At 35.8% G+C, this 24242-nt stretch carries 16 protein-coding genes and 2 pseudogenes; 12 read left to right on the top strand and 6 right to left on the bottom strand.

The genetic code is table 11. The features are described from left to right. Nucleotides 1-41 precede the first annotated feature (41 nt). Nucleotides 42-1835: a GNAT family N-acyltransferase gene (locus DI487_RS04365; RefSeq protein WP_109568584.1), complete on the bottom strand. Its 1794-nt coding sequence runs from the start codon at nucleotides 1833-1835 to the stop codon at nucleotides 42-44. 234 nt (nucleotides 1836-2069) lie between these two features. Here DI487_RS04365 and DI487_RS04360 point away from each other — a divergent pair, with 234 nt between their 5' ends. The 3 genes from DI487_RS04360 to DI487_RS04350 all read left to right on the top strand — a co-directional run bounded on the left by DI487_RS04360 (nucleotide 2070) and on the right by DI487_RS04350 (nucleotide 4962). Beyond that, nucleotides 2070-2831, top strand: a complete 762-nt coding sequence (locus DI487_RS04360; protein ID WP_109568583.1) for an exodeoxyribonuclease III — start codon at nucleotides 2070-2072, stop codon at nucleotides 2829-2831. A 28-nt stretch (nucleotides 2832-2859) separates the two neighbouring features. Beyond that, nucleotides 2860-3825 (top strand): OmpA family protein, encoded by a 966-nt coding sequence (locus DI487_RS04355; RefSeq protein WP_109570601.1) that lies wholly within the window; start codon nucleotides 2860-2862, stop codon nucleotides 3823-3825. Nucleotides 3826-3927: 102 nt separating this feature from the next. Beyond that, nucleotides 3928-4962, top strand: a complete 1035-nt coding sequence (locus DI487_RS04350) for an NADP(H)-dependent aldo-keto reductase (protein ID WP_109570600.1) — start codon at nucleotides 3928-3930, stop codon at nucleotides 4960-4962. A 60-nt stretch (nucleotides 4963-5022) separates the two neighbouring features. Here the strand turns inward: DI487_RS04350 and DI487_RS04345 are convergent, their stop codons facing one another. The 3 genes from DI487_RS04345 to gldJ all read right to left on the bottom strand — a co-directional run bounded on the left by DI487_RS04345 (nucleotide 5023) and on the right by gldJ (nucleotide 10085). Continuing rightward, on the bottom strand, nucleotides 5023-7017 hold the full coding sequence (locus DI487_RS04345) for a transglycosylase domain-containing protein (RefSeq protein WP_109568582.1): 1995 nt from the start codon (nucleotides 7015-7017) through the stop codon (nucleotides 5023-5025). 17 nt (nucleotides 7018-7034) lie between these two features. Further along, nucleotides 7035-8318: a UDP-N-acetylmuramoyl-tripeptide--D-alanyl-D-alanine ligase gene (locus DI487_RS04340; protein ID WP_109568581.1), complete on the bottom strand. Its 1284-nt coding sequence runs from the start codon at nucleotides 8316-8318 to the stop codon at nucleotides 7035-7037. Between the two features lie 63 nt (nucleotides 8319-8381). Next, entirely contained in the window at nucleotides 8382-10085 is a 1704-nt protein-coding gene (gene gldJ / locus DI487_RS04335) for a gliding motility lipoprotein GldJ (protein WP_109568580.1), read from the bottom strand. Between the two features lie 209 nt (nucleotides 10086-10294). On the opposite strand from gldJ, the gene porU reads away from it, so the two are divergent. From porU to DI487_RS04290, 9 genes and pseudogenes are all read left to right on the top strand, one after another. Further along, nucleotides 10295-14164 (top strand): type IX secretion system sortase PorU, encoded by a 3870-nt coding sequence (gene porU / locus DI487_RS04330; RefSeq protein ID WP_109568579.1) that lies wholly within the window; start codon nucleotides 10295-10297, stop codon nucleotides 14162-14164. 38 nt (nucleotides 14165-14202) lie between these two features. Beyond that, nucleotides 14203-15405 carry a type IX secretion system outer membrane channel protein PorV gene (gene porV, locus DI487_RS04325; RefSeq protein WP_109568578.1) on the top strand — a complete coding sequence of 401 codons (1203 nt, stop codon included), beginning with the start codon at nucleotides 14203-14205 and terminating at the stop codon, nucleotides 15403-15405. A gap of 64 nt (nucleotides 15406-15469) precedes the next feature. Continuing rightward, a complete protein-coding gene (locus DI487_RS04320) occupies nucleotides 15470-15952 on the top strand; it encodes a cytidine deaminase (protein ID WP_109568577.1) in 483 nt (160 codons plus the stop codon). 156 nt (nucleotides 15953-16108) lie between these two features. Beyond that, a complete protein-coding gene (gene pdhA, locus DI487_RS04315; protein ID WP_109568576.1) occupies nucleotides 16109-17107 on the top strand; it encodes a pyruvate dehydrogenase (acetyl-transferring) E1 component subunit alpha in 999 nt (332 codons plus the stop codon). A gap of 5 nt (nucleotides 17108-17112) precedes the next feature. After that, nucleotides 17113-18737: pseudogene (locus tag DI487_RS04310) on the top strand (pyruvate dehydrogenase complex dihydrolipoamide acetyltransferase). Between the two features lie 81 nt (nucleotides 18738-18818). Then, nucleotides 18819-19499 carry an SDR family NAD(P)-dependent oxidoreductase gene (locus tag DI487_RS04305; RefSeq protein WP_109568575.1) on the top strand — a complete coding sequence of 227 codons (681 nt, stop codon included), beginning with the start codon at nucleotides 18819-18821 and terminating at the stop codon, nucleotides 19497-19499. A 20-nt stretch (nucleotides 19500-19519) separates the two neighbouring features. Continuing rightward, complete coding sequence (locus tag DI487_RS04300; RefSeq protein WP_109568574.1) at nucleotides 19520-20125, top strand: SprT-like domain-containing protein; 606 nt, start codon at nucleotides 19520-19522, stop codon at nucleotides 20123-20125. Between the two features lie 96 nt (nucleotides 20126-20221). After that, nucleotides 20222-21279 (top strand): annotated as a pseudogene (locus tag DI487_RS04295) (mannose-1-phosphate guanylyltransferase). Continuing rightward, nucleotides 21279-22667 (top strand): DUF389 domain-containing protein, encoded by a 1389-nt coding sequence (locus DI487_RS04290; protein ID WP_109568573.1) that lies wholly within the window; start codon nucleotides 21279-21281, stop codon nucleotides 22665-22667. The pseudogene DI487_RS04295 and the gene DI487_RS04290 overlap by 1 nt, the downstream one beginning before the upstream one ends. Nucleotides 22668-22669: 2 nt before the next feature. Here DI487_RS04290 and DI487_RS04285 read toward each other — a convergent pair whose 3' ends face one another. Next, nucleotides 22670-23446 (bottom strand): ABC transporter ATP-binding protein, encoded by a 777-nt coding sequence (locus DI487_RS04285; RefSeq protein WP_109568572.1) that lies wholly within the window; start codon nucleotides 23444-23446, stop codon nucleotides 22670-22672. Continuing rightward, the gene (locus tag DI487_RS04280) at nucleotides 23446-24192 is read right to left on the bottom strand and encodes an MlaE family ABC transporter permease (protein ID WP_109568571.1); all 747 of its coding nucleotides are present in this window, start codon (nucleotides 24190-24192) and stop codon (nucleotides 23446-23448) included. Before DI487_RS04280 ends, DI487_RS04285 begins: the two co-directional genes overlap by 1 nt. Between the last annotated feature and the right edge of the window lie 50 nt (nucleotides 24193-24242).

The raw sequence follows: 24242 nt of genomic DNA, 5'->3' as shown, positions 1-24242 counted from the left end.
TGCAAATTGCAGACTTTTTTATTTTATATAAGATTCTCTTTTTATCCTTTTTCTTTTCGTTCTAATTCAGCTTGGAATTCTTCCATAACCGGTTTAACTGTACTTTCCGGTAAATCAGAGATTTTTATATACATTAAACCATCAACAGAATTGTTGAACAATGGATCTACATTAAAAGCAACTACACGAGCATTTTGTTTAATGTATTTTTTTATCAATACTGGCAAACGTAAATTTCCCGGTTCAACTTCATCGATGATCTTGTCAAATTTATTTAGATCTGATTCTGTTTCATTAAATACAAAATCCTTATCGGCATCTTTTAATTTTACCTTGTATTCCTTTTTAGGTCTTACATATTGTGCAATATAAGGATCATAGTAATGCGATTTCATGAATTCAATCATCAACGATTTTGAGAAATCAGAAAACTGATTGCTGATACTAACACCACCTATTAAATATTTGTGTTCCGGGAATCGCAGGGTAGTATGAACGATTCCTTTCCACAACAAAAATAAAGGCATTGGTTTTTGCTGGTATTCTTTACAAATGAAAGCACGTCCCATTTCGATAGACTTACTCATCATGTCATACAATTCCGGTTCAAAACGGAATAGTTCGTGAAGATAGAACCCGTCAATTCCGTATTTGGTATAAATGTCAGTTCCTAATCCCATTCGGTAAGCACCGGCAATTTGTTGCGTTTCATCATCCCACAAAAACATGTGGTGGTAGTATTTGTCGTATTGGTCTAAGTCTATAGATTCGTTCGTTCCTTCGCCAACTTCCCTAAAGGTGATCTCTCGTAAACGACCTATTTCATGTAAGATGTTCGGGATCTTATCGGCAGTAACTAAAAATACTTCGTAATTTTTACTTTGTAACAAACGGTAATCAGCACCTTTTAAAAATGCTATTTCCTCTAAAATTTGCTCTTGATTAGCCGGCTTAGCAATTTGTTTAGGCGTTTTTTGAATTTTTAATGAAGGTGTATTGATTAATTTTTGATCGCTTTCAAAAACATTGGAAAGCATGTATGTTTTTCTTCTTAAAAAATCACCGTAATCTTCAATAGATTCGTGTTCATTTTGCTCAGCAACTGTTATGGGTTTACCGATACGGACTTTTATGATTCTGTTTTTCTGAGTCAACAGTTCACTAGGTAACTTGGCTGTTCTAAGGGTATCATTCAGGTTTGCTAAAAAGTAAAAAAGTTTACTGTTTTTAGCGTGAAAATAGATAGGAACCACCGGGACATTCGCTTTTTTGATAATTTTGATTGCGCTTTCTTCCCAGGGTTTGTCAACAACAAGTTTGCCATCTTTATAAGTAGAAACTTCGCCTGCCGGAAACATCCCTAAAGGTTTTCCTTCAGACAAATGACGTAAGGTTTCCTTTATTCCTGCAACACTCGATTTGGCATCTTTATGATTTTCAAAAGGATTTACAGGCATTATATAAGGCTTCATGGGCTCAATTCTATGCAATAGAAAATTAGCAATGATTTTAAAATCAGGCTCTTTTTCCAGCATGAGTTTTAAAAGCAAGATCCCGTCAATTCCGCCCAAAGGGTGGTTTGAAATCGTTATATAAGCTCCGTCTTTCGGTATTCGTTTAAAGTCTTCTTCCGGAATTTCAAATTTAATTTGAAACTCATTTAAAATAGCATTCAAAAATTCAAGGTCTTTTAAATGCTTATTGCGGTCATAGATTTTATTGAGAGTAGAAATTTTAAGGACCTTCATCAGTAACCATCCTGAAAATGTACCTAAAAAACCATATTTATCAGCATTAATCGCTTTGGCTACTTCTTTGGCTGTAACTAATCCCATTTAATTGTTGTTTGAACGAAAAACAAAGATAGCAATTCTCCTTAATATTTTAAGTTTTTGCTTGACAGAGCCTAAAATATATTTCACAAAAATTGTTACTGTGTTGATTTTTAAGGCATTGTGTTTTATGCTTAAAATGTTATAATTTTGCTTTCAGATTAGATGTAAAAATGTCCTTTAAAATTTTCGTTAAGTCTGAATTTTTATGTAGGTTTGAACGAAAACTAAAGAAAAATGAAGATCATTTCCTATAATGTTAACGGGATAAGAGCAGCTATAAACAAAGGCTTTTTAGAGTGGTTGCAGCAGGCGAGTCCGGATGTGATTTGTTTGCAGGAAATAAAGGCTACTGAAGATCAGGTGCCTAAATTTGATATTGAACTTGCCGGTTATCCTTACCAATATTATTTTTCAGCCAAAAAGAAAGGTTATAGTGGTGTTGCTATTTTAAGTAAAACAAAACCTGATAACGTTGTTTATGGTACTGGGATTGATTATATGGATGATGAAGGCAGAAATTTACGAGCTGATTTTGGTGATATTTCTGTTATGAGCCTGTATTTGCCTTCCGGAACTAATATCGATCGTCTGGATCACAAGTTCCAATATATGGACGATTTTCAATTGTATGTCGATAAATTAAAGAAAGAGATTCCCAACCTGGTAATCTGTGGAGATTATAATATTTGTCACGAAGCAATTGACATACATGATCCGGTTCGGAATGCTAAAGTTTCCGGGTTTTTGCCGGAAGAGAGAGCTTGGCTGGATGCTTTCATGAAAAGTGGTTTTATTGACACTTTTCGCTTCTTTAATAAAGAACCGCACAATTATAGTTGGTGGAGTTACAGAGCTAAAGCCAGGGTTAATAATAAAGGCTGGAGAATCGATTATTGTCTGGCAACAGATCCGTTAAAGGATAAATTAAAAAGAGCATTGATCTTACCGGAAGCTCATCATTCTGACCATTGTCCGGTATTAGTTGAAATTGAATAAAAATCACAGGAGTATAAAATTTAGTAATATGATAAGAAAAATGATCTTAGCCGCAGTAGTTTTAAGTTTAACTACTTCGTGCGTATCCAAAAAAATCTACCAGGATCTTGAAAGTAAATACGCTAATCTAAAGAAAGAGCGCAATGCTCTGGCTGATGAGAATGAAGATCTTAAATCAAATAACAACAAACTGGATCTTGAAAAAACTGCTTTACAATCCGAATTGGATAAAGTAAAAGCAGAACGTGATAAGTTGGCATCAGATTATGCGGCGACCAAAAAGAATCTGGATAATTTAAAATCATCTTATTCGGCATTAGAGAAGAACAGCAATGATGCTTTGGAAAGCAATATGAAGAAGAACAGAGAATTGTTAGCCGAACTTGAAGCCAAAGAAAAAGCATTAAATGCAGAACAGGAGCGTTTAGATAAACTAAAATCAGATTTGGAAGCTTCTTCAAATCGTTTAGCGGAGTTAGAAAAGATGATGGCTGAAAAAGAAGCAGCTATGGCTAAATTGAAAGAATCTTTGTCAAAAGCATTGAATGCTTTCGAAGGAAAAGGTTTGACAGTTGAGCACAGAAACGGAAAAGTATACGTTTCGATGGAAAATAAATTACTGTTTGAATCAGGAAGCTGGACCGTTGGAACAGAAGGTAGAAGAGCAGTAAAAGCATTAGGAGAAGTTTTAGCACAAAACCCGGATATTTCGGTTTTAATTGAAGGTCACACGGACAATGATAAGATTCTCGGAACCATTGGCGGTGGAGTAGAGAACAACTGGGATCTGTCAACTAAAAGAGCAACTGCTATAGTAAATATCCTTTCGGAAAATAAAGGTATAGATAAAAAGAACCTTACGGCTGCTGGTAGAGGAGAATATGCTCCTTTAGCATCTAATGAAACTGTTGATGGAAAAGCTAAAAACAGACGTATTGAAATTATTTTGACTCCGAAGTTAGATGAAATATCAAAACTGATGAACGAGATCTAAGATTTCTTAAGTCTTCGTTAAAAAGGTCTAAAACGATTTGTGTTTAGACCTTTTTTGTTTTTGAAAGTTCGTAAATTTGGACAAATCTTAATAAAAATTGAAATGAAATATATAAATCTGCCTAGAACAGACATCAAAGTGAGTACAGTTTGTATGGGGACAATGACCTTTGGAGAACAAAATACGGAACAAGAAGCACACGAACAATTAAGTTATATTACCGATCAAGGGGTTAACTTTATTGATACGGCCGAAATGTATCCTATAGCAGCCCGAAAAGAAACTTTGGGAAGTACAGAACGCTATATCGGTTCTTGGTTGAAAAAAACAGGGAAAAGAGATCAGTTGGTTATTGCTACTAAAATAGCCGGGCCTAATCGAGGGATGGAATACATTCGTCAGCCATTGTCTTTTTCGAAAAAAAGTATTCATGAAGCGGTTGAAAACAGTTTGAAGAATTTACAAACCGATTACATTGATCTTTACCAAATGCACTGGCCGGAGCGTGTGATGAATATGTTCGGAAAACGTGGAGTTTCTGATATTGATCACCGATGGGAAGATAGTGTTTTAGATGTTTTAACTACTTTTGACGGTTTGATTAAAGAAGGGAAAATTCGCCATATAGGGGTTTCTAATGAAAATCCTTGGGGGGTAATGCGTTATTTGATGGAAAGTGAAAAACACGGTTTGCCTAGAATTGCTACAATTCAAAATCCATATTCATTGCTAAATCGTTTGTTTGAAGTCGGACTTTCAGAGATAGCACTTCGTGAAGAAGTTGGTTTATTAGCGTATTCGCCGTTAGGTTTCGGCTTTTTATCCGGAAAACACTTAAACGGTGTTGATTCGAAATCACGAATAGGTCTGTTTCCGCAATTTACTCGCTATACAAATGACAATTGCTACAAAGCAACTGCAATGTATCAGGAAATCGCTCAAAAACACAAGTTGTCTTTGGCTCAAATGGCTATTGCTTTTGTGAAAGAACAAGCATTTGTAACATCAACTATTATCGGAGCAACAACTATGGAACAATTAAAAGAGAATAGGAGCGCTTTTGATATTGTGTTGAATGAAGAAATTATTGCTGAAATTAATGCTGTTCAGGATTTAATTCCGAATCCTGCGCCTTAAATTTATTTCTGAAAACATAAAAGAAGAGGAGAATTATTGTAAAAGTGATTTTCCTCTTTTTTATTGCGGGAGATCTAAAATAAGCAGATCCGTAGAAATACTGTCAGGAACTATGCTATCCTGAATAGCAATTTTAAGGTACTTTTTAGCCGGACCTTTTATTGAAAAAGAAGGTTTAATCAATGTGTCATTTGGTGTAATCAAACCTCTTTTTAGCATTACGCTCTCTATAAATTTATTTCTGTCAGAAACTTGTTTTTTTAGATTTCCGTAAGCATCAAATTGCCAGATGAATTTTTTAGGTTTGGGAACAATTGAAGTGAGAAATAAAGATTCTTCTAAACTAAGATCTTTAGCTGATTTGTCAAAGTAAAATTGTGAAGCCTCCTGAACGCCATATACACCGGGTCCCCATTCAATAATATTAAAATAGATTTCTAATATTCGTTCTTTTTTGACATTGGTATTGTTTTCTAAGAGATAAACTAAAATGACTTCCTCTAATTTTCTCGTGATGGTTTTTTCTTTGGTCAAGAAAATATTTTTGACCAATTGCATGCTGATCGTACTGGCACCTCTTGAAAATTGTTTTGTGTGGATATTCTTTAGTATGGATTGTTTAAAAGCATCCGGCTCAAATCCTTTATGCTGAAAGAAGAACGGATCTTCAGATGTGATAACACTTTTTTGTAAATAGGGAGAAATTTCATGTAGCGGAATGAAGTTAGGATCATTTGGACTAATGAATATTTTTTGTTGAGGAATGCCATTTTCGATGGGCTGATAGGTGAAATCGCTATTCAATTTTAGTAAATCGGCATTGCCAAAGCGAGTAACTTTCAGTTTATCATTAGTCAACGTGCTTTCAAATAAAATGTCATCCGGTTTTGAAGTTGTATAAGCAAATAGGAAGTGGTAGTCAAAATTTCCTTCAATTTGTAGATCTTCTATCTGTGAAAACAATCCTCTCGGAAGCGAATTGATAAAGTCCTGTGCTTTTATTTTGGGAATAGTAATTGATGCTGTAATTGTCGTGTCTTGTTCTTTTTGTATTTTCAGATACGGGTTGATCTTTATCTTCTCAACTTCAACTACGGAACTACTGTCAATTGTAACGGATCGTTCTTCAATCAAGGTGTGGTACGAAACAGAAGAGTTTGAGATAGTAATATCTTTCGGAGCAATTTTTTTGTGATGGACCAATAAGTTTTCTATAGAAGTCTTGCCTTCTATGTGAAAGACATTGCGGTGTAATTCCATTTTATAAATCTCGAAAATTGCCTTTCTGAATTCTGTTTTTAACCCGAATTTTTCTTTGATGAACGGAATCTTGATGATGGAATCATTTTTTGCTGAAAGTTGGATCGTAGCCTTTCTTTTTCTGGGATTGGCTTTGCCATTTAAGATCCAATGCTGTTCTGAATTTTCAGTTTTTATATGAGTCTCGAAATTGAAAGTTTGGTTTGTGAATTGAATTTCAGGAATTGTTGCCTGTACAAAATTTCGATTTTCCTGAACTTTAAACTTGAGATTATGAGCTTTCATATTCTCCGGAATAAAATTGAGAAGAGAGGATGTGATTCGTTCTGCCAGATCGGCATAGTCTATCTTTTCGTGTTTTGCATCTGAGTCCTCGTCTTTTTTTTTTAGAAAAGCTTCGTAGTTAGTTCCTTTTTTGTTTTTTAGTAAGGCTAAAGAAGTATTTTCAAGTGTAAGGGAATGAACTTGTATAGCCCCTTTTAATAAGGGGAGAAAGTTAATTTTTATTTTTAAAGAGCTTGTTGTGAAAAGTGTGTCTTTTTGAATTGGAACCAGCGCAATCTCTTGAAGTTCAACTTCCGTAAAACCTGAAAAGCGAGCTTCTTTTACGGTTAATTCGCAATCATAATCCCTTTTTAGTTTCAGTTTGGCTTTTTGGATGGCTTGTTCTAAAAAAGTATTTCGAAATGAAAGGATGAACAAGTATAATGTTACTAATACTACAAAAGTGATGAGAATTGATCTTCTTCTGTTTAAAAGAATCAATCTTCTGTACCATTTCATTTTGAATTTCATAAGTGGGACTATTGAGGCTAAATAAAATCTAAAACTCGTTCTAATTTCATTCCTCTGGAACCTTTTATCAAAATAAGTTGGTTTGAAAAAGAAAGCTTCTGTAAATATTGAGATAAGTCTTCAAAACCTTTAAAAAAATAAAAGTGTTCAGAATTGATTTTATGCTTAAAGAATTCTTCACCCACAAAGAAAAAATGAATGTTTTGCTGTTCTTTGCAGAAGTTTATGATTTTTTGGTGTTCTTCAAAACTTTCAAACCCCAATTCAAACATATCCCCTAAGATAGCTGTCTTATTGTTTTCTTCCAGTTGAAAAAAATTAGTCAGAGCGGCCTGCATGCTACTTGGATTAGCATTGTAAGCGTCTAAAACAATCTTGTTACTATTTTTTTCAATGATCTGCGAGCGATTATTGTCAGGTGTATAGGTTTCGATAGCTTCTTTAATTTCTGAAGTAGAAATGTTAAAATATGTTCCAATTGCAATTGCAGCACAAATATTTGTAGCGTTATAGATACCAATCAGATTAGATTGGATTATGGTGTCGTTAAACGTGACTTTAGCAAATGGATCGGCTTCAATGGCTTCAAAAAAGACATTTGCGTGAGTTAACTGATTTGAAAAAGTAAAATTGTTGAGTGTTTTGCTTTTTTCTTCCTGAATGCTGTCATCCAAATTGATTAAAGCAATCTTTTGATTAGCTTTTAAATAATCGAAAAGTTCACTTTTTCCTTTGATGACACCTTCAACTCCGCCAAATCCTTCTAAATGTGCCTTTCCGAAATTTGTGATATAGCCTAAATCCGGTTGCGCTATAGAACATAGAAATTCAATTTCTTTTTGATGGTTTGCACCCATTTCTATTATTCCTATCTCAGTTTCTTTTGTCAGGCGAAGCAATGTTAAAGGAACACCTATGTGATTGTTCAGATTTCCTATGGTAGCTATAGTATTGAATTTTTTAGACAATACTGCGTTGAATAATTCTTTAGTTGTAGTCTTTCCGTTGCTACCGGTAAGTCCTATAATTTTAGTGTCTAAATAAAACCGATGAAATTTTGCTAATTCTTGAAGCGTTTTCAGACTATTTTCAACAAGAATAGTTCTTTGGTCTATGTAGTACTCTTTGTTGTCTATAATAACGTAAGAAGCACCATTTTTTAGGGCTTCTGTAGCAAAAGAATTGGCATCAAAATTTTCTCCCTTTAAAGCGATAAAAAGCGTGTTTTTTTTAATAGAGCGAGTATCGGTGCTTACCCCGTCAGTAGTAAGGAATATTTGGTGGATTTCTTCTATTTTCATAAAGCGAATATAACTAAAAAAGCCCTTTCATTTGAAAGGGCTTTTGTATAAAGTATATGAAAATTAAAATTTAGGATTTCCTCTAGGTGTTTTTTTGTTAGATTTTGGTCCAACTTTAGACATTGCACATCTGAAACCGATGTAGTCAGTTGCCATATCCTGAGGGAAATATCTTCTTGAAGCAGGGTCTAACCAATATGCTCTGTCTCTCCAAGAACCACCTTTGTAAACTCTTACGTTGTCATCAACTAAAGTCGTACGTTTTCCTTCCATCATGTTAGTTTTGTCGTACTTTTTAATCATTGTACCAGCGCTGTCTACTTGGATTTCGTGTTTAGGGGATTCATACATTCTGTATTTGTCATCGCCTTCGCTTTCTTCGTCTTCAGATACTCCGAAGTCAAAATATCTTGTTGAAGCTCTATCACCGTCTCTGTAGTTTCTGTTGTCAGAAGTAGAGAATTGAGTTCTTAAATAAGTTTCATTATCATCAACAGGAACTTGAGCAATTTGTCCCGGTAAGTTTCTGGCAATGATTTTACCGTTACTTAAAGTATCATAGGTAATTTCGTCTGTTGTTACTACTTCAGTAGTTCCGTCTTCACCGATTTTGTTTTTCATGTACACATTACCTCTGTAGTAGTTGAAGTCATTTGCTTCATCATCAACTGTAGGTCTGTAGACATCAGCAACCCATTCTGCAACGTTTCCGGCCATATCATATAAACCAAAATCATTAGGAGGATAGCTTTTTACTTTATTTGTGATATCGGCACCGTCATCAGACCAACCTGCAACTCCGCCGTAATCACCTTTACCTTGTTTGAAGTTAGCCAATTGGTCACCTCTGTATTGTCTTTTTCCTGAACGAGTATATTGACCGCTCCAAGGATATTTCTTTTGTCCTTTGTAAAGGTTGTATTCTCTGTTGCCTACAAGTGCAATTGCAGCATATTCCCACTCGGCTTCTGTTGGAAGTCTGTATTCAGGTAATATAAGTCCTGAACTTCTTTGAGCATAAACATTTTTTGCAGTGTCTGCAACTTGTTTTCTACCTCCGTTCATTTCTTTTTTCAATACGATATCTTCATTACCTCCGAAAGCTTTGGTCGGAGCAGCTAAATAAGTTTCAGTGCTGAAAGTAGATTCTGCAGAAACGTCTTTGATTTTAGCGTCTTTTTTCAAATAACCGTTTTGTTCTAAAATGTTCTCGTTTACACGATCCGTTCTCCATTTGCTGAATTCCACAGCTTGGATCCAATTAACACCTACAACAGGGTACTCAGCATAAGCCGGGTGTCTTAAGTAGTTGTTAGTCATGGTTTCGTTGTAACCTAAACGGTTTCTCCATACTAAAGTATCAGGTAAAGCGCCTGAATAAATGTTTTTGTAATTTTCTTCTGCCGGAGGGAAAACTGTTTTTAACCAGAATAAGTATTCTGTATACATTAAATTAGTTACCTCAGTTTCATCCATGAAGAAAGACTGAACATGTTGTTGAGACGGAGTATTGTTCCAGTCATGCATAGGGTCGTCTTCCACTTTACCCATAGTAAATGTACCACCTTCTACCGGAACCATTCCTGGAGGAGTTTCTTGTTTTTTGTACTTAGTGTTGTACTGAAATCCGCCGTTTTTGTCATTAATCTTCCAACCTGTAGCTCTAGAGCCACCCTTTGTACCAGAGTTTTTACTACAGCTAGCCAAACCTAAAGCTATTGACAATGCAACTAGCAATTTTAAAGTCTTCATACTCTTAATTTTCATACTTTAGTAGGTAATAATTTTAGTGACGCAAGATAATAATTATGTATTAAAATGCAACACGTTTTTGAAAAAAAACTAAAAAAATTAAAATTTTGTTAAAACTATAATAAGCATAACGCTTTATCTTAAATTTTATTGTAATTGTTAGTTTAAAATAAAATATTTTTTTCTCTTTGTAATATATAAGGGTAATTTACGTTGTACACTTGATGAAAAAAATAGCTTTTTTATTCGTTTTTTTTGTTTTAACCGTTAGATCGCAAAGTAATTTGACGGTAAATTTAGATTGGGATGGCTATCATACTTATACAAATAATGAGTATGTATTTAAATATCCGGTTTTCAAAGACAAATCATTTAGCCTATCCTTAACTGATAAAACCATTTCTTCGGTTACGGTTTTTGATGTCGGAGGAAGGGTGAATGGTAATGCTTTGGTTATTAATTCTTTAGTTGTAGAGAATGTGTCGGAGAATGAGTTGGCTGATCTGGATAAAACAAAACTGCCTCTAACTGTAAATGCAAAACTTGAAAGTTCGTCTGTTCGTGATGCTTTTAAGGGAGTGTTTACTTTTTCTCCTGTATTTAAAGAAAACGGACAATATAAAAGGGTAAAATCAATCAGTTTTACTTATACATTATCAACTTCTTCTGAAAGAGCTTTGAATTATTCTGCAGTTCAGATGTCTAATTCTGTGCTTGCCACTGGTAATTGGTATAGGTTTTATGTTGAGAAATCAGGGGTCTATCGAATTGATAAAAGTTTTTTACAGAGTTTAGGGTTTGATACTAATGTAGACCCTCATAATATTAAGATTTTTGGAAACGGAGGAAGAATGATCCCGTTGCAAAACGCATCAGATTATCTGGCTGATCTGGAAGAAAATGCTATTCAGTTCGTTGGTGAAAATGATGGAGTTTTTAATGATAATGATTACATTTTATTTTATGCCGAAGGAGTTGATGTATGGAATGATGAAAGTCTCACTAGTGTAAATCTTTATGCTGATAAATCTTATTACTATGTAACAAATAGTGGTGGAACCGGAAAAAGAATCCAGCAAGCAGTTGAACCGTCAGGAACGCCTACAATGCAGTTTACGACATTTCATAATACTAAGATATATGAAAAAGATCTGGTCAACCCTGGGAAAATAGGAAGAAGATGGTTTGGCGAGGATTTTAAACTGACAAATAGCCAGACATTTGACTTTAATTTTCCTAATTTGGTCACAACAGAACCTTTAGAGCTTAAAATAAATCTGGCTTCACAATCTTATGGGAGTTCGTCTTTTGAAGTTAAAGCTAATGGACAAAGTTTAGGTAATGTAGGCTTTTTGTCTTTGCAGTCCGGTAGTGGAATTCAAGGGTATGAAAATGTGTTCAACGGCTCGTTTAATAGTTCTTCTTCCGCTATTGCAATTAATTTAACATATAATAATGGTGGAGTTCCTTCTTCTGATGGCTTTTTAGATTATATAAGAATAAAAGGAGTTTGTGGATTGCAGGGATATGGGCAGCAATTTTCATTTTTTAATGAAGATGAATCTTCTAATATAGGGGTTGGGGCGTATGTCTTGGCTAATGCTTCTGGAGTATCTCAAGTTTGGGATGTGACGGATATCTTTAATGTGGAATCGTATACGAATAATGGTCAAAATAGTTTTTCATTTAAAGTAAATCTTGGTAATGAAAAAAAATATATTGCGGTGGTTGGAGCTGATTTTTATTCACCTTTAAAAGAGACAAATAGCACTGTAAATAATCAGAATCTTAAAGGAGATGTCTTTAAGAATTCACAAGGTGTTTTTGAGGATATTGACTACTTGATTATAACTCCCGGTTTTTTAGCTGTTCAGGCAGAAACTTTGGCAAATTTTCATCGTTCCAATTCTGGGTTGGTAGTAAAGGTTGTTCGACTTGAACATATTTATCAAGAGTTTGGTTCGGGAAAACAAGATATCGGTGCGATCCGGAATTTTATACGTTATGTATATGATAATGCTTCATCGGCTGCAAATAGGGTTAAATATGTGAATTTATTCGGGGATGCATCTTATGATTATAAAGATAGAATTAGTAATAATAACAATATTGTTCCGGTTTTTCATGGTTTTAATCCGAATACCTCTGAGGTAAATAACAGTTCTAATTTTTCTTTGTACAGTTCGTTTATGTCTGATGATTTTTATGGATTGATGGATAACGGAGAAGGGCAAATGTTATCAGGATATGATGGAATTGATATAGCAGTGGGAAGAATGCTTGTTTCAAGTGTTGCTCAAGCTCAGGAAATGGTTACTAAGCTTATACAGTATTACCGTATAGATTCTTATGGTCGCTGGCGAAATAATTATGTGATCTATTCGGATGATGCGGATGATCAGACAGATGCAGGTTTACAGTTTGACTTGGATCAATTAGCAGATGATCTGGTGGCAGAAAAACCATTCGTAAATGTGAAAAAGATCCATACAGACGCCTATATTCAGGAAGTGGCTGCCGGAGGAGAGCGTTATCCTGATGCTAAAGAGGATTTTTTAAATGCTTTTGATGTGGGAGCCTTGGTTTTTAATTATTACGGACATGGAAATGAGGAGTATTTGGCAAGGGAACGTTTGTTTGAAAAGTTAGACGCTCAAAATTTGAAGAACGAATATAGATTTCCTTTGTTTATAACAATAACCTGTGAGTTTACTCGTTTTGATGATCCGGGGAAACCTACAGGAGGAGAGTATATGTTCTGGAATTCAGAAGGAGGAGCGATAGCATTGATCGCAACGACAAGGCAAATTGGGGTGACCACCGGATTGATAATGAATAATATCTTTAATGAAGAATTATATGCTTATGGCTCTTATGATTATCCTACAATAGGGGAGGCTTTGCGGTTGACAAAACTTCAGACGGGGTCTTCTAACAGGCGAGTAGTTTTTTGTGTGGGAGATCCGGCATTACAATTGGCAATTCCTAAACCAAGAGTGGTCTTAACTGAAGTAAATGATATTCCTGTTGCACAGGCTTTGCCGCCGTTCAGGGCTTTGGATTTGATGAAAGTAGAGGGAGAAGTGGTTGATTTGAATAATGCCCTGATTGCTGATTATAACGGAGATGTAGCAATACAGATCTTTGATAAAGATATTGATAGAAGTACTTTGGGTAATGACGGAACTACAGATAGTAATGGTTTGATAATAATGGACTTTACTACTTTAGGAGAAACGATCTTTAGAGGGAATGCTTCTGTGGTAAATGGTAAATTTGAAATTAGTTTTGTTGTTCCGCAGGATATAAGAATCCCTTTGGGAAATGGTAAAATTAGTTTTTATGCTAAAAGTGAATCACCTGCTCTTCGGGATGAAACAGGTTATGATCTGTCAATTCAAGTTGGAGGAGTAAATGAAAATGCAGGTGCAGATACAACTCCGCCGACCGTTGCTCTCTATATGAATGATGAAAGCTTTGTCTCCGGAGAAATAACAAACTGTTCACCGGTTTTAATTGCCTACCTTGAAGATGAACATGGTATTAATACAGCTAGCGGTATAGGTCACGATATTGTGGCGATCTTAGACGGAGATGAAGAAAATCCGTATATTTTGAATGATTACTACGAAACTGAATTAGATGATTTTACCAAAGGGAAAGTACGTTTTCCGTTTCGAGACCTGGAGTCCGGTTTGCATACCATTCTTTTTAAAGCTTGGGATGTGTACAATAATTTAATTACCATGGAGATTCAGTTTAATGCAGTTTGTTCAAATGACGGATTGCAAATACAAAGAGTGCTGAACTATCCGAATCCGTTTGTGAGTTATACAGAGTTCTGGTTCACTCATAACATGCCGTTTGAACCTTTGGATGTTCAGGTGCAAATTTTAACAATTACCGGAAAGTTGGTAAAAACGATTAATCAGCAAGTGGTAACTGACGGTTTTTTATGTAGAGATATTACTTGGGACGGGAGAGATGATTTCGGAGATAAGATAGGAAAAGGAGTCTATGTTTATAAGCTCACAGTAAAATCAACAACTACCGGAGTGAAAAAGGAAAAATATGAGAAACTTGTAATCCTATAATAAAATAGTATATTTGTCAACCTTAATAAATTGTTATAATGAAAAAAATTGCAGTATTATTAACTTTATTCATAGCAACACATATAGTCCAGGCGCAGGAACGTGTTATCACAACAGGTGTCCCCTTTTTGTTAATTGCAGCTGATGCCCGATCAGCAGGTATGGGAGACATGGGTGTAGCAACTTCTGCTGATGCTTATTCACAGCAATATAACCCCGCAAAATATGCTTTCTCTTTGCAAAAGCAAGGGTTTTCATTGAGTTATACACCATACTTGAGTAGTATTGCCAATGATATTTCGTTAGGACAGTTAACATATTACAATAGAATTAATGAGCAGAGTGCTTTTGCAGGATCGCTTCGTTATTTCGGTTTGGGAGATATACAGCTTACAAATAGCAATGGAGAGGCTTTAAATACAGTGAGCCCTAATGAATTTGCTTTAGACGGGTCTTATTCCTTGAAGCTAAGTGATCGTTTTTCCATGTCGGTAGCAGGTCGTTACATTCGTTCAAATCTGAAAATTGCAGATGCGGGAACTGATTCGTCTCCGGCATCAAGTTTTGCGGTAGATATTGCAGGATATTATCAGTCAGAAGAGGTTGCATATAATGATTTCAACGGTAGATGGAGAGCTGGTTTTAATTTCCAGAATATGGGGCCGAAAATCAATTATAACAACGATAATCTCGACGAGAACGCCAATTTTTTACCGGCAAATATGCGTTTAGGAGCTGGTTTTGATTTTATCTTTGACGATTACAATAAAGTGAGTGTAACAGGAGAAATTACAAAGTTATTAGTACCTACACCTCCGGCAGATGTAGAACCAGTTGATTCGAATGAAGACGGTACTATTGATGCTTCTGAGATAGCAGATGCTAATGCGGCTTACCAACAAGCGGTGGCTGATTATCGTTCGCAAGGTTGGGTAAGTGGAATTGCTAAGTCTTTCGGAGATGCACCGGGTGGTTTTTCAGAAGAGTTGAGAGAGGTTACCTGGGCTTTGGGTGCTGAATATTGGTATCAGGATTCATTTGCTTTGAGAACCGGTTATTTTCACGAAAGCGAACAAAAAGGAGCCAGAAAGTATTTTACTTTAGGAGCAGGCTTCAAATATAATATAGTTAAAATTGATGTGTCGTACTTGTTTTCAGCATCGAAAGTTAGAAACCCTTTGGAGAATACTTTGAGATTTTCGTTAACTTTCAATTTCGGTGATTCGTACGATGAATTATAATAATAAGAACTAATTAAATTCAAATCCAAATTCTAAACAGAGTTTGGATTTTTTTTCCTCGATTATGAAACAAATTTCAATTACATCTGATTTTACGGTTTTCACTTCTATTGATGAATTGGAAGCATTAGACCGAGAGCTAATGGAAAAAGCTCATGAGGTAAGAAAAATTGCGTATGCACCCTATTCTAAGTTTCAGGTTGGTGTTGCGTTGCTTTTGGATAACGGAAAAGTGGTAACAGGAACTAATCAGGAAAATGCGGCTTATCCGTCAGGATTGTGTGCGGAAAGAGTAGCTGTTTTTTATGCCGGAGCTAATTACCCTGATGCAGTGATACAAAAGATCTTTATCTCAGCTTCGCCACAAGATAAAGAACTGGCAGATCCAATACCGCCCTGTGGTGCCTGTCGTCAATCAATAGCCGAGTATGAGGTCAAACAAAGTGCCGGAATTGAAATTTTCTTTATGGGAGCAATAGGGGAAATATATAAATCTGATTCGTTAAAGAATTTATTGCCATTACTTTTCGATAAAAAATACCTATAACGATTTCGTTAATAAAAATATCATTTTATAAATAAAAAACGTTAATTTCCTTGAAATTAATTTTTTCAATATTTTTTGAAGTGCTATTTTTGCTATTGCTAAAATTTCTACTTTGGGAATTTTGGATTTACATTTTAAATTAACAAACAAATCAAAATGAAACCGATAACTAAAGAAGTTTACCTTAAGTGGTATGAAGATATGCAGTTCTGGAGAAAGTTTGAAGACAAACTGGCTGCGTTATATATCCAACAAAAAGTAAGAGGATTTCTTCACTTGTATAATGGTCAGGAAGCTGTTTTAGCTGGGGCTTTACATGCGATGGATTTATCAAAAGATAAAATTATTACAGCTTACCGTAATCACGTTCAGCCAATAGGAATGGGAGTTGACCCGAAAAGAGTTATGGCAGAACTTTTAGGAAAAGGTACAGGAACTTCTCAAGGTTTAGGCGGTTCAATGCACATTTTTTCTAAAGAACACGGTTTTTACGGAGGACACGGGATTGTAGGAGGGCAAATTCCGCTAGGAGCAGGAATTGCTTTCGGGGATAAATACTTCAATACAGGAGGTGTAACGCTGACTTACTTCGGAGACGGAGCTGCTCGCCAAGGTTCGCTTCATGAAACATTCAATATGGCAATGAACTGGAAATTACCGGTAGTGTTCATTTGTGAGAACAATGGATACGCAATGGGAACTTCTGTGGAAAGAACTGCTAATCATACAGATGTATGGAAATTAGGTTTAGGGTATGAGATGCCATGCGGACCGGTAGACGGAATGAACCCTATTAAAGTGGCAGAAGCAATGTATGAAGCTATCGAAAGAGCACGTCGCGGAGACGGACCTACTTTCCTTGAAATGAAAACATATCGTTATCGCGGACATTCAATGTCAGATGCTCAACACTACAGAACAAAAGAAGAAGTTGAGGAATACAAAAAAATCGACCCGATCACACAAGTCTTAGAAGTTATTAAAGAAAAAGATTTTGCGACAGAAGCAGAAATCGAGGCTATCGATGAAAGGGTAAAGAATTTAGTAGCAGAATGTGAAAAATTTGCAGAAGATTCACCATATCCGGAACTGAATGTAATGTATGATGTGGTGTACGAACAAGAGAATTATCCATTTTTACCTCATAAATTATAAGCAATATGGCAACAGTAATTACAATGCCTCGTTTAAGCGATACCATGACAGAAGGTACTGTGGCAACATGGCTTAAAAAAGTTGGAGATAAAGTAAAAGAAGGAGATATTTTAGCGGAAATTGAAACGGATAAAGCGACAATGGAATTTGAATCGTTTAATGCCGGAACGCTATTGCATATCGGAATAAATGAGGGAGAAACGGCTCCTGTAGATTCACTTTTGGCCATCATCGGAGACGAAGGAGAAGATATCAGTGCTTTGATTAGTCAGGGTGCAGGTGCAGCTCCTAAAACAGAAGAAACTGCGACTCCGGAAGTTAAAGAAGAAACTAAAGCTTCGGCAGAAGTTGCAATACCGGAAGGGGTAAAAGTTGTAACGATGCCTCGTCTAAGTGATACGATGACAACCGGAACAGTAGCTACTTGGTTGAAAAAAGTAGGAGATGCCGTAAAAGAAGGAGATATCTTGGCGGAAATCGAAACTGATAAAGCAACAATGGAGTTTGAGTCATTTAATGCAGGAACATTGTTGTATATAGGTGTTCAGGAAGGAGAAACAGCTCCTGTAGATAGCATTTTGGCTATTTTAGGACCTGCCGGTACTGATGTTTCTGGTGTTGTGGCAAACTTTAAAGCAGGAGGTGCTTCCGAAGAAACAACTAAAGAAGAATCTAAGGTAGAGAATACTGCTGTTGCTACAGCAACAACTAATAGTTCTTCTGCAGCTGCTCATTCAAATAACGGGGGCGAATTTTCGCTTCTCCATTGGCTAAGAAGATTGCTGAGGAGAAGGGAATAGATCTGAATCAGGTAAAAGGGACCGGTGAAAACGGGAGAATCGTTAAAAGCGATGTGGAGAACTTTACGCCTTCTGCTGCGCCTGTTCAGGCAGTAGCTGAAGCAACTCAGGCAGTAGCTTCTGTTAAACCTTTTGTTCCGGCGGGTGAAGAATTCCGTGAAGAAATTAAAAATTCTCAAATGCGTAAAACAATTGCGCGTCGTTTGGGAGAATCCAAATTTACAGCACCGCATTATTATTTAACTATCGAATTAGATATGGATAATGCAATGGCTTCACGTGCCATGATCAATACATTACCGGATACCAAGGTGTCATTTAACGATATGGTGGTTAAAGCTTGTGCAATGGCATTGAAGAAACATCCACAGGTAAATTCACAATGGAGAGAGGATGCAATGGTGCTGAATCATCATGTACACGTAGGAGTAGCAGTTGCCGTTGAAGACGGTTTAGTGGTTCCGGTATTGAAATTTACAGATCAGATGAACCTATCACAAATCGGAGCTGCTGTAAAAGATATGGCAGGAAGAGCTAAAGCGAAAAAAATACAACCGACAGAGATGGAAGGTAGTACTTTTACAATCTCTAATTTAGGAATGTTCGGAATTCAGTCTTTTACGTCTATCATAAATCAACCGAACTCGGCAATTATGTCAGTAGGGGCAATTGTAGAAAAACCTGTAGTTAAAAACGGACAAATTGTAGTAGGGCATACCATGACCATTACATTAGCTTGTGATCACAGAACAGTTGACGGGGCTACCGGTGCACAATTCCTTCAGACATTTAAGTCTTATATGGAGAATCCGGTTACTATGTTAGCTTAAAAGAATATTAAAAATACTTTCAATCCCAAGATTTTCTTGGGATTTTTTTATTTTTTACCTTTACCCAAAACAGGAATCTGAATGAAAAATATAATTATCACGGGAACCTCTCGTGGCATAGGTTATGAATTAGCATTGTTATTTGCCGAATCCGGGCATCAGGTTCTGGCAATATCCAGAAAAGCACCGAAACCTTTAATGGAGAACCCTAATATTACGTGTCTGACAATTGATATTGCTAAATCAGAGGAGTTGGTAAAAGTTGAGGATTTTGTAGAAAAGGCTTGGGATAAAAAGATTGATGTTTTGATTCATAATGCGGGAAGCTTGATCAATAAGCCTTTTGAAAATCTTACGGCTTTGGATTTTCAGAATGTTTATGCTGTAAATGTCTTTGCAGTGGCAGAATTAACAAGGATTTGTATTCCGTTTATGCTGAATGAAAGCCATGTGGTTACGATCAGTTCGATGGGAGGGGTACAAGGAAGTATGAAGTTTCCGGGATTAGCAGCTTATAGTTCCAGTAAAGGAGCCGTGATTACACTTTCTGAGCTTTTGGCTGAAGAATATAAAGAAAAAGGTATAGCCTTTAATGTATTGGCTTTGGGAGCAGTCAATACAGAAATGTTGCAAGAAGCTTTTCCGGGCTATGAAGCGCCGCTATCCGCTCAGGAAATGGCAGATTATATTTTCAATTTTGCCTTAACAGGGAATAAATATTTTAACGGAAAAGTTTTGCAGGTGAGTTCCACTACTCCGTAATGTAAAGAGTGATCTGAAAAATGGTTGAAATTTTAGTAAAATATTTACCGGAGCATGCTGTTCATCCTTGTTTTGAACTTATAAAGATGAATCATGTACATCTGAAGATCGTTAATGATCGGGTAACACGGCATGGTGATTATCGTAAAGATACTAACGGATACCATTTGATTACAGTAAATGCAAGCTTGAATAAATATCGTTTTCTGATTACTTTAGTCCATGAAATTGCGCATCTGGTAGCTTTTGAGAAATACGGTAGGATGATAAAACCCCATGGGAATGAATGGAAATATACGTTTCAGCAACTAATGGTTCCCTTTATTCGTCCGGAAGTTTTTCCAAACCAGTTGTTACCGCTTCTGGCTCGTCACTTCAGAAATCCGAAAGCCAGTAGCGATACAGATGCAACTTTAAGCTTGGCTTTGAAGCAATTTGATGAAAAGGAAGAGAACGGAAAGATTTATGTGTTTGAATTGCCTTATGGTGCTCATTTCAGGATTCATAACGGAAAAGTTTTTAAAAAAATAGCGCTACGGGTAAAACGTTATGAATGTATTGAGTTAAAGACAGGTAGAGTTTACCTTTTTCAGCCCAATGCAGAAGTTGAACAACTTAGCTTTTAATGCTAAAAAATTGTAAAGATTAAACAGCATATTCTTAAATTACCTCTTATTTGAAAAAATCTTAGTATTTTTGAACCTTAGCAGATATGTGTTTCTATGAATAAAAATTATTATGCTATAATAATGGCCGGGGAGTTGGCTCTCGTTTTTGGCCGGTTAGTACAACAGAGTTTCCTAAACAATTTCATGATATGTTAGGAACAGGAGTTACGTTGTTGCAAAAAACCTTTTCCCGGTTGAGCAAAGTTATTCCTGTTGATAATATTCTCGTTTTAACGAATGAAAAATATAATGACTTAGTTCTTAAGCAGCTACCTGATTTGAAACCGGAGCAGGTTGTTTTGGAGCCCATTATGCGAAATACGGCGCCTTGTATCTTGTATGCTTCGTTAAAAATTAAAAAACAGAATCCTGACGCAGTTATGATTGTAGCACCTTCGGACCACTGGATAGAAGATGAAGATGCTTTTGCGAAAGATGTCGAACAGGCTTTCCAGTTTTGTGAAAAGCATGATTCGCTAGTGACATTAGGGATCAAGCCGACATTTCCGAATACTGGTTTTGGTTACATTGAATATAATAAAGAAGATAAACACGCTGTAAAAAAGGTTGTTCAGTTTCGGGAAAAACCGGATTATGATACTGCAAAAAAATTTTTAGAAAGCGGAAACTTTCTGTGGAATGCCGGAATTTTTATTTGGAGCGTGCAATCTATAGAGAATGTCTTTAAAAAATTCAAGCCAACAATGTACCAGTTGTTTTATAGTGGGTACGACTTTTATCAAACAGTAGATGAAAAACAGTTTATAAAAGACAATTATATTTCAGCAGAAAATATATCTATAGATTATGCAGTCTTAGAACGAGCTAAGAATGTATATGTATTGGCTGCTAATTTTGACTGGAACGATCTGGGGACCTGGGGTTCACTTCATGAAAAATTAGTTAAAGATTCTAATAATAATGCCATTGTAAATGCAACAGTAGTATTAGAAAATTCTTCAAATAATATTATTCGTGCCGAAGGCAAAAAACTTGTGGTGATAGATGGATTAGATGATTACATCATTGTAGATAAGGATGATGTACTATTGATCTACCCGAAATGCAAAGAGCAGGATATTAAGCAAATAGTGTCTAAAATTAATGGCTAATGGAAAACCAAAATCAAGAGCAAAGTTCAGTTTCTTCATTGTTGAGCAGCTTTAAAGAGTTAATCCGGGAGATTTTCGATATCTCTAAAGATACCGACAGAAGAGCAACAATAGAAGATATAAGAGCCGGTATTGACATGAGGGGGCAGAATGCCTGGGTTTTGATCTTTTCCATTTTAATAGCTTCAACAGGGTTAAATACCAGCTCAACAGCAGTTGTAATCGGTGCCATGTTAATTTCTCCCTTGATGGGACCTATTTTGGGAATGGGGTTGGCATTAGGGATCAATGATATTGAATTGTTGCGCAAATCATTGAAAAACTTCGGAGTTATGGTTGTCCTGAGTCTTTCAACCTCTTTTTTGTTTTTCAGTGTGCCATTATTTCAAAATGAAACCCCTGAATTAATAGCCAGAACTTCTCCTAATGTGTTGGATATTATTATTGCTCTTTCCGGAGGATTGGCACTATTAGTAGCGTTAAGCAGAAGAAATAAATCTACAAATACAATAGCCGGTGTAGCAATTGCTACAGCCTTGATGCCTCCATTATGTACGGCAGGATTTGGTTTGGCAACGGGAAAATGGGATTTTTTCGGAGGAGCTCTTTTCTTATTTTCGATCAATACAATTTTTATTGCAACAGCAACTTATTTAGTGGTTAAATCTTTGCGTTTTCCACTTAAAGAATATGCAGATAAACAGCGTAAGAAGCAAATTTCTCAGCTTTTAACGGTAATCGCTCTGGCTATTTTTGTGCCAAGTGTTTATTTCTTTTATAAATTATATAAGAAGTCTGATTTTGAGAGAAAAGTGGAAACCGTGCTTTTAGCAATGAAAGATGATAAAGGGATCGGGGTTTTTGATATTCAGACCAGCTATAAAGACAATACCGTTAGTTTTGCAGTGATTGGAGAAAGTCTGGAAAATACGGAGATCAAAAAGATTCAGGATAAAATAACATCTTTGGGGTATCCCGGCGTACAGGTTAAAGTTTTGCAGGATTTGGAAAGCAAGAAAACACTGTCGCGCTTAAATGAAATTGAGAATTCTTATTTAACAACACAACAATTGCTGATGAAAAAAGAGGAGCAATTGTTAGAAAAGGATAAAGAAATTTTTAGTTTAAAATCTCGGTTAAACAACGGATCTACTATCTCTTTTGTGGATGTAGCAGAAGAATTGAAGAGTTTGAACGAGAATATTCAGGAAGTCTCTTACTATAATATACTACATACTAATTTTAAGGCAGTTGATACGGTTCCTAATTTTATTGTAAAATGGGATAAGGAAATTCAAAGTTCTATAAAAGAAAAAGAAACTGATCGATTTACTAAATGGCTGCAGACCAAGTTAAAAAGTAAAAAAGTAGTAGTGAGATCAGAGTAAATTTATTTGCTTTCTGAATCTTCTTCGAGATACATTCTCCTTACTTTCTTAAACAATTCTGAAGAGTATACAAAGTCTGTTACCGCTTCGTTATCGGTTTTAAAGATCTCTTTGTTACTGCCTTCCCATTCCAGAAGTCCGTTTTTCAGGAATATGATCTTTTCACCAATTTCCATTACTGAGTTCATGTCATGGGTATTGATTACCGTAGTAATGTTGTATTCCTTAGTAATTTCCTGAATCAGATTGTCGATAACAATAGCCGTTTTAGGGTCAAGTCCTGAGTTAGGCTCATCGCAGAACAGATATTTAGGATTATTTACAATAGCTCTGGCTATTGCGACGCGTTTTTGCATTCCACCTGAAATCTCAGACGGCATTTTATGATGTGCATCTATCAGATTTACTCTTTCAATAACAAAATCAACACGTTCTTTTATCTCTTTCGGTGTTTTATTAGAAAACATCTTTAATGGAAAACCAACGTTTTCTTCTACGGTCATACTGTCGAACAAAGCGCTTCCTTGAAAAACCATTCCCATTTCGGTTCTGAGATCCTGTTTTTCGTCTTTTGACATTTCCGAATAAATCCTTCCGTCAAATGAAATCGTTCCGTTCTCAGGAGTATGTATGCCTAAAAGAGACTTTAAAAATACAGTTTTTCCGGATCCGCTCTGACCAATGACTAAACTGGTTTGACCTGCTTCAAAAAGGGTTGAAATTCCTTTTAAAACTTTTTGTGTGCCAAATGTTTTTTCTAAATTTTTGACTTCTATCATTAGCTTAATAACATTTGGGTTAAAATATAATTCATCAAAATAATAACAACCGATGTCCAGACGAAAGATACAGTACTGGCTTTACCTACTTCTAAAGCTCCGCCTTTCATGTAAAAACCATGGAAAGAAGGTATCGTGGCAAGAATGAATGCAAAGACTACTGTTTTGATAAAAGCGTAAGCGATGTGAAACGGAATAAAATCTTCCTGTAAACCGGTAATGAATTCGTTACTGGAAGCAAACCCTCCGTATACAGTAGCCATCCATCCGCCTAAATTCCCTAAGAACATAGCAATCCCGATCACAAACGGATACAAAAGCAGAGCTATAATTTTCGGGAAAACCAAATAGTTCAAAGAATTAACTCCCATTACTTCCAATGCGTCTATCTGTTCCGTTACTCTCATGGTTCCGATACTCGAAGTTATGAAAGAGCCCATTTTACCAGCCATGATGATGGAAACAAAAGTAGGCGCAAATTCTAAAATAACAGATTGTCTTGTTGCAAACCCGATCAGATATTTGGGGATTAAGGGATTAGTAAGGTTCAATGCCGTTTGAATTGCAACAACTCCACCAACGAAAAACGAAATAAAACAAACAATTCCTAATGAATCGATTACTAAGTCGTTTACCTCTTTTAAAATTAACTGTTTCATTACGTTCCATTTAGTATGACGACTAAATATTTCTTTGAGCATAATGAAATATTTTCCTATTTGAGATAAAATTCGAATTACAAACATATATTCTGAAAATATTGGCTAAAGTACTAAATTAATGTGGCAATACAGCA

The organism is Flavobacterium sediminis (assembly GCF_003148385.1).
Taxonomy (GTDB): Bacteria; Bacteroidota; Bacteroidia; order Flavobacteriales; family Flavobacteriaceae; genus Flavobacterium; species Flavobacterium sediminis.
This window is presented reverse-complemented; position numbering and strand designations above follow the sequence as displayed.

Excerpts from the sequence above, each read along its gene's own strand:
- DI487_RS04360 (WP_109568583.1), top strand. The coding sequence starts at position 2,070 with ATGAAGATCATTTCCTATAATGTTAACGGGATAAGAGCAGCTATAAAC.
- DI487_RS04350 (WP_109570600.1), top strand. The coding sequence starts at position 3,928 with ATGAAATATATAAATCTGCCTAGAACAGACATCAAAGTGAGTACAGTT.
- DI487_RS04355 (WP_109570601.1), top strand. The coding sequence starts at position 2,860 with ATGATAAGAAAAATGATCTTAGCCGCAGTAGTTTTAAGTTTAACTACT.
- DI487_RS04300 (WP_109568574.1), top strand. The coding sequence starts at position 19,520 with ATGGTTGAAATTTTAGTAAAATATTTACCGGAGCATGCTGTTCATCCT.
- DI487_RS04345 (WP_109568582.1), bottom strand. The coding sequence starts at position 7,017 with ATGAAATTCAAAATGAAATGGTACAGAAGATTGATTCTTTTAAACAGA.
- DI487_RS04365 (WP_109568584.1), bottom strand. The coding sequence starts at position 1,835 with ATGGGATTAGTTACAGCCAAAGAAGTAGCCAAAGCGATTAATGCTGAT.
- porV (WP_109568578.1), top strand. The coding sequence starts at position 14,203 with ATGAAAAAAATTGCAGTATTATTAACTTTATTCATAGCAACACATATA.
- DI487_RS04320 (WP_109568577.1), top strand. The coding sequence starts at position 15,470 with ATGAAACAAATTTCAATTACATCTGATTTTACGGTTTTCACTTCTATT.
- DI487_RS04305 (WP_109568575.1), top strand. The coding sequence starts at position 18,819 with ATGAAAAATATAATTATCACGGGAACCTCTCGTGGCATAGGTTATGAA.
- DI487_RS04340 (WP_109568581.1), bottom strand. The coding sequence starts at position 8,318 with ATGAAAATAGAAGAAATCCACCAAATATTCCTTACTACTGACGGGGTA.
- DI487_RS04280 (WP_109568571.1), bottom strand. The coding sequence starts at position 24,192 with ATGTTTGTAATTCGAATTTTATCTCAAATAGGAAAATATTTCATTATG.
- porU (WP_109568579.1), top strand. The coding sequence starts at position 10,295 with ATGAAAAAAATAGCTTTTTTATTCGTTTTTTTTGTTTTAACCGTTAGA.
- pdhA (WP_109568576.1), top strand. The coding sequence starts at position 16,109 with ATGAAACCGATAACTAAAGAAGTTTACCTTAAGTGGTATGAAGATATG.
- gldJ (WP_109568580.1), bottom strand. The coding sequence starts at position 10,085 with ATGAAAATTAAGAGTATGAAGACTTTAAAATTGCTAGTTGCATTGTCA.
- DI487_RS04285 (WP_109568572.1), bottom strand. The coding sequence starts at position 23,446 with ATGATAGAAGTCAAAAATTTAGAAAAAACATTTGGCACACAAAAAGTT.
- DI487_RS04290 (WP_109568573.1), top strand. The coding sequence starts at position 21,279 with ATGGAAAACCAAAATCAAGAGCAAAGTTCAGTTTCTTCATTGTTGAGC.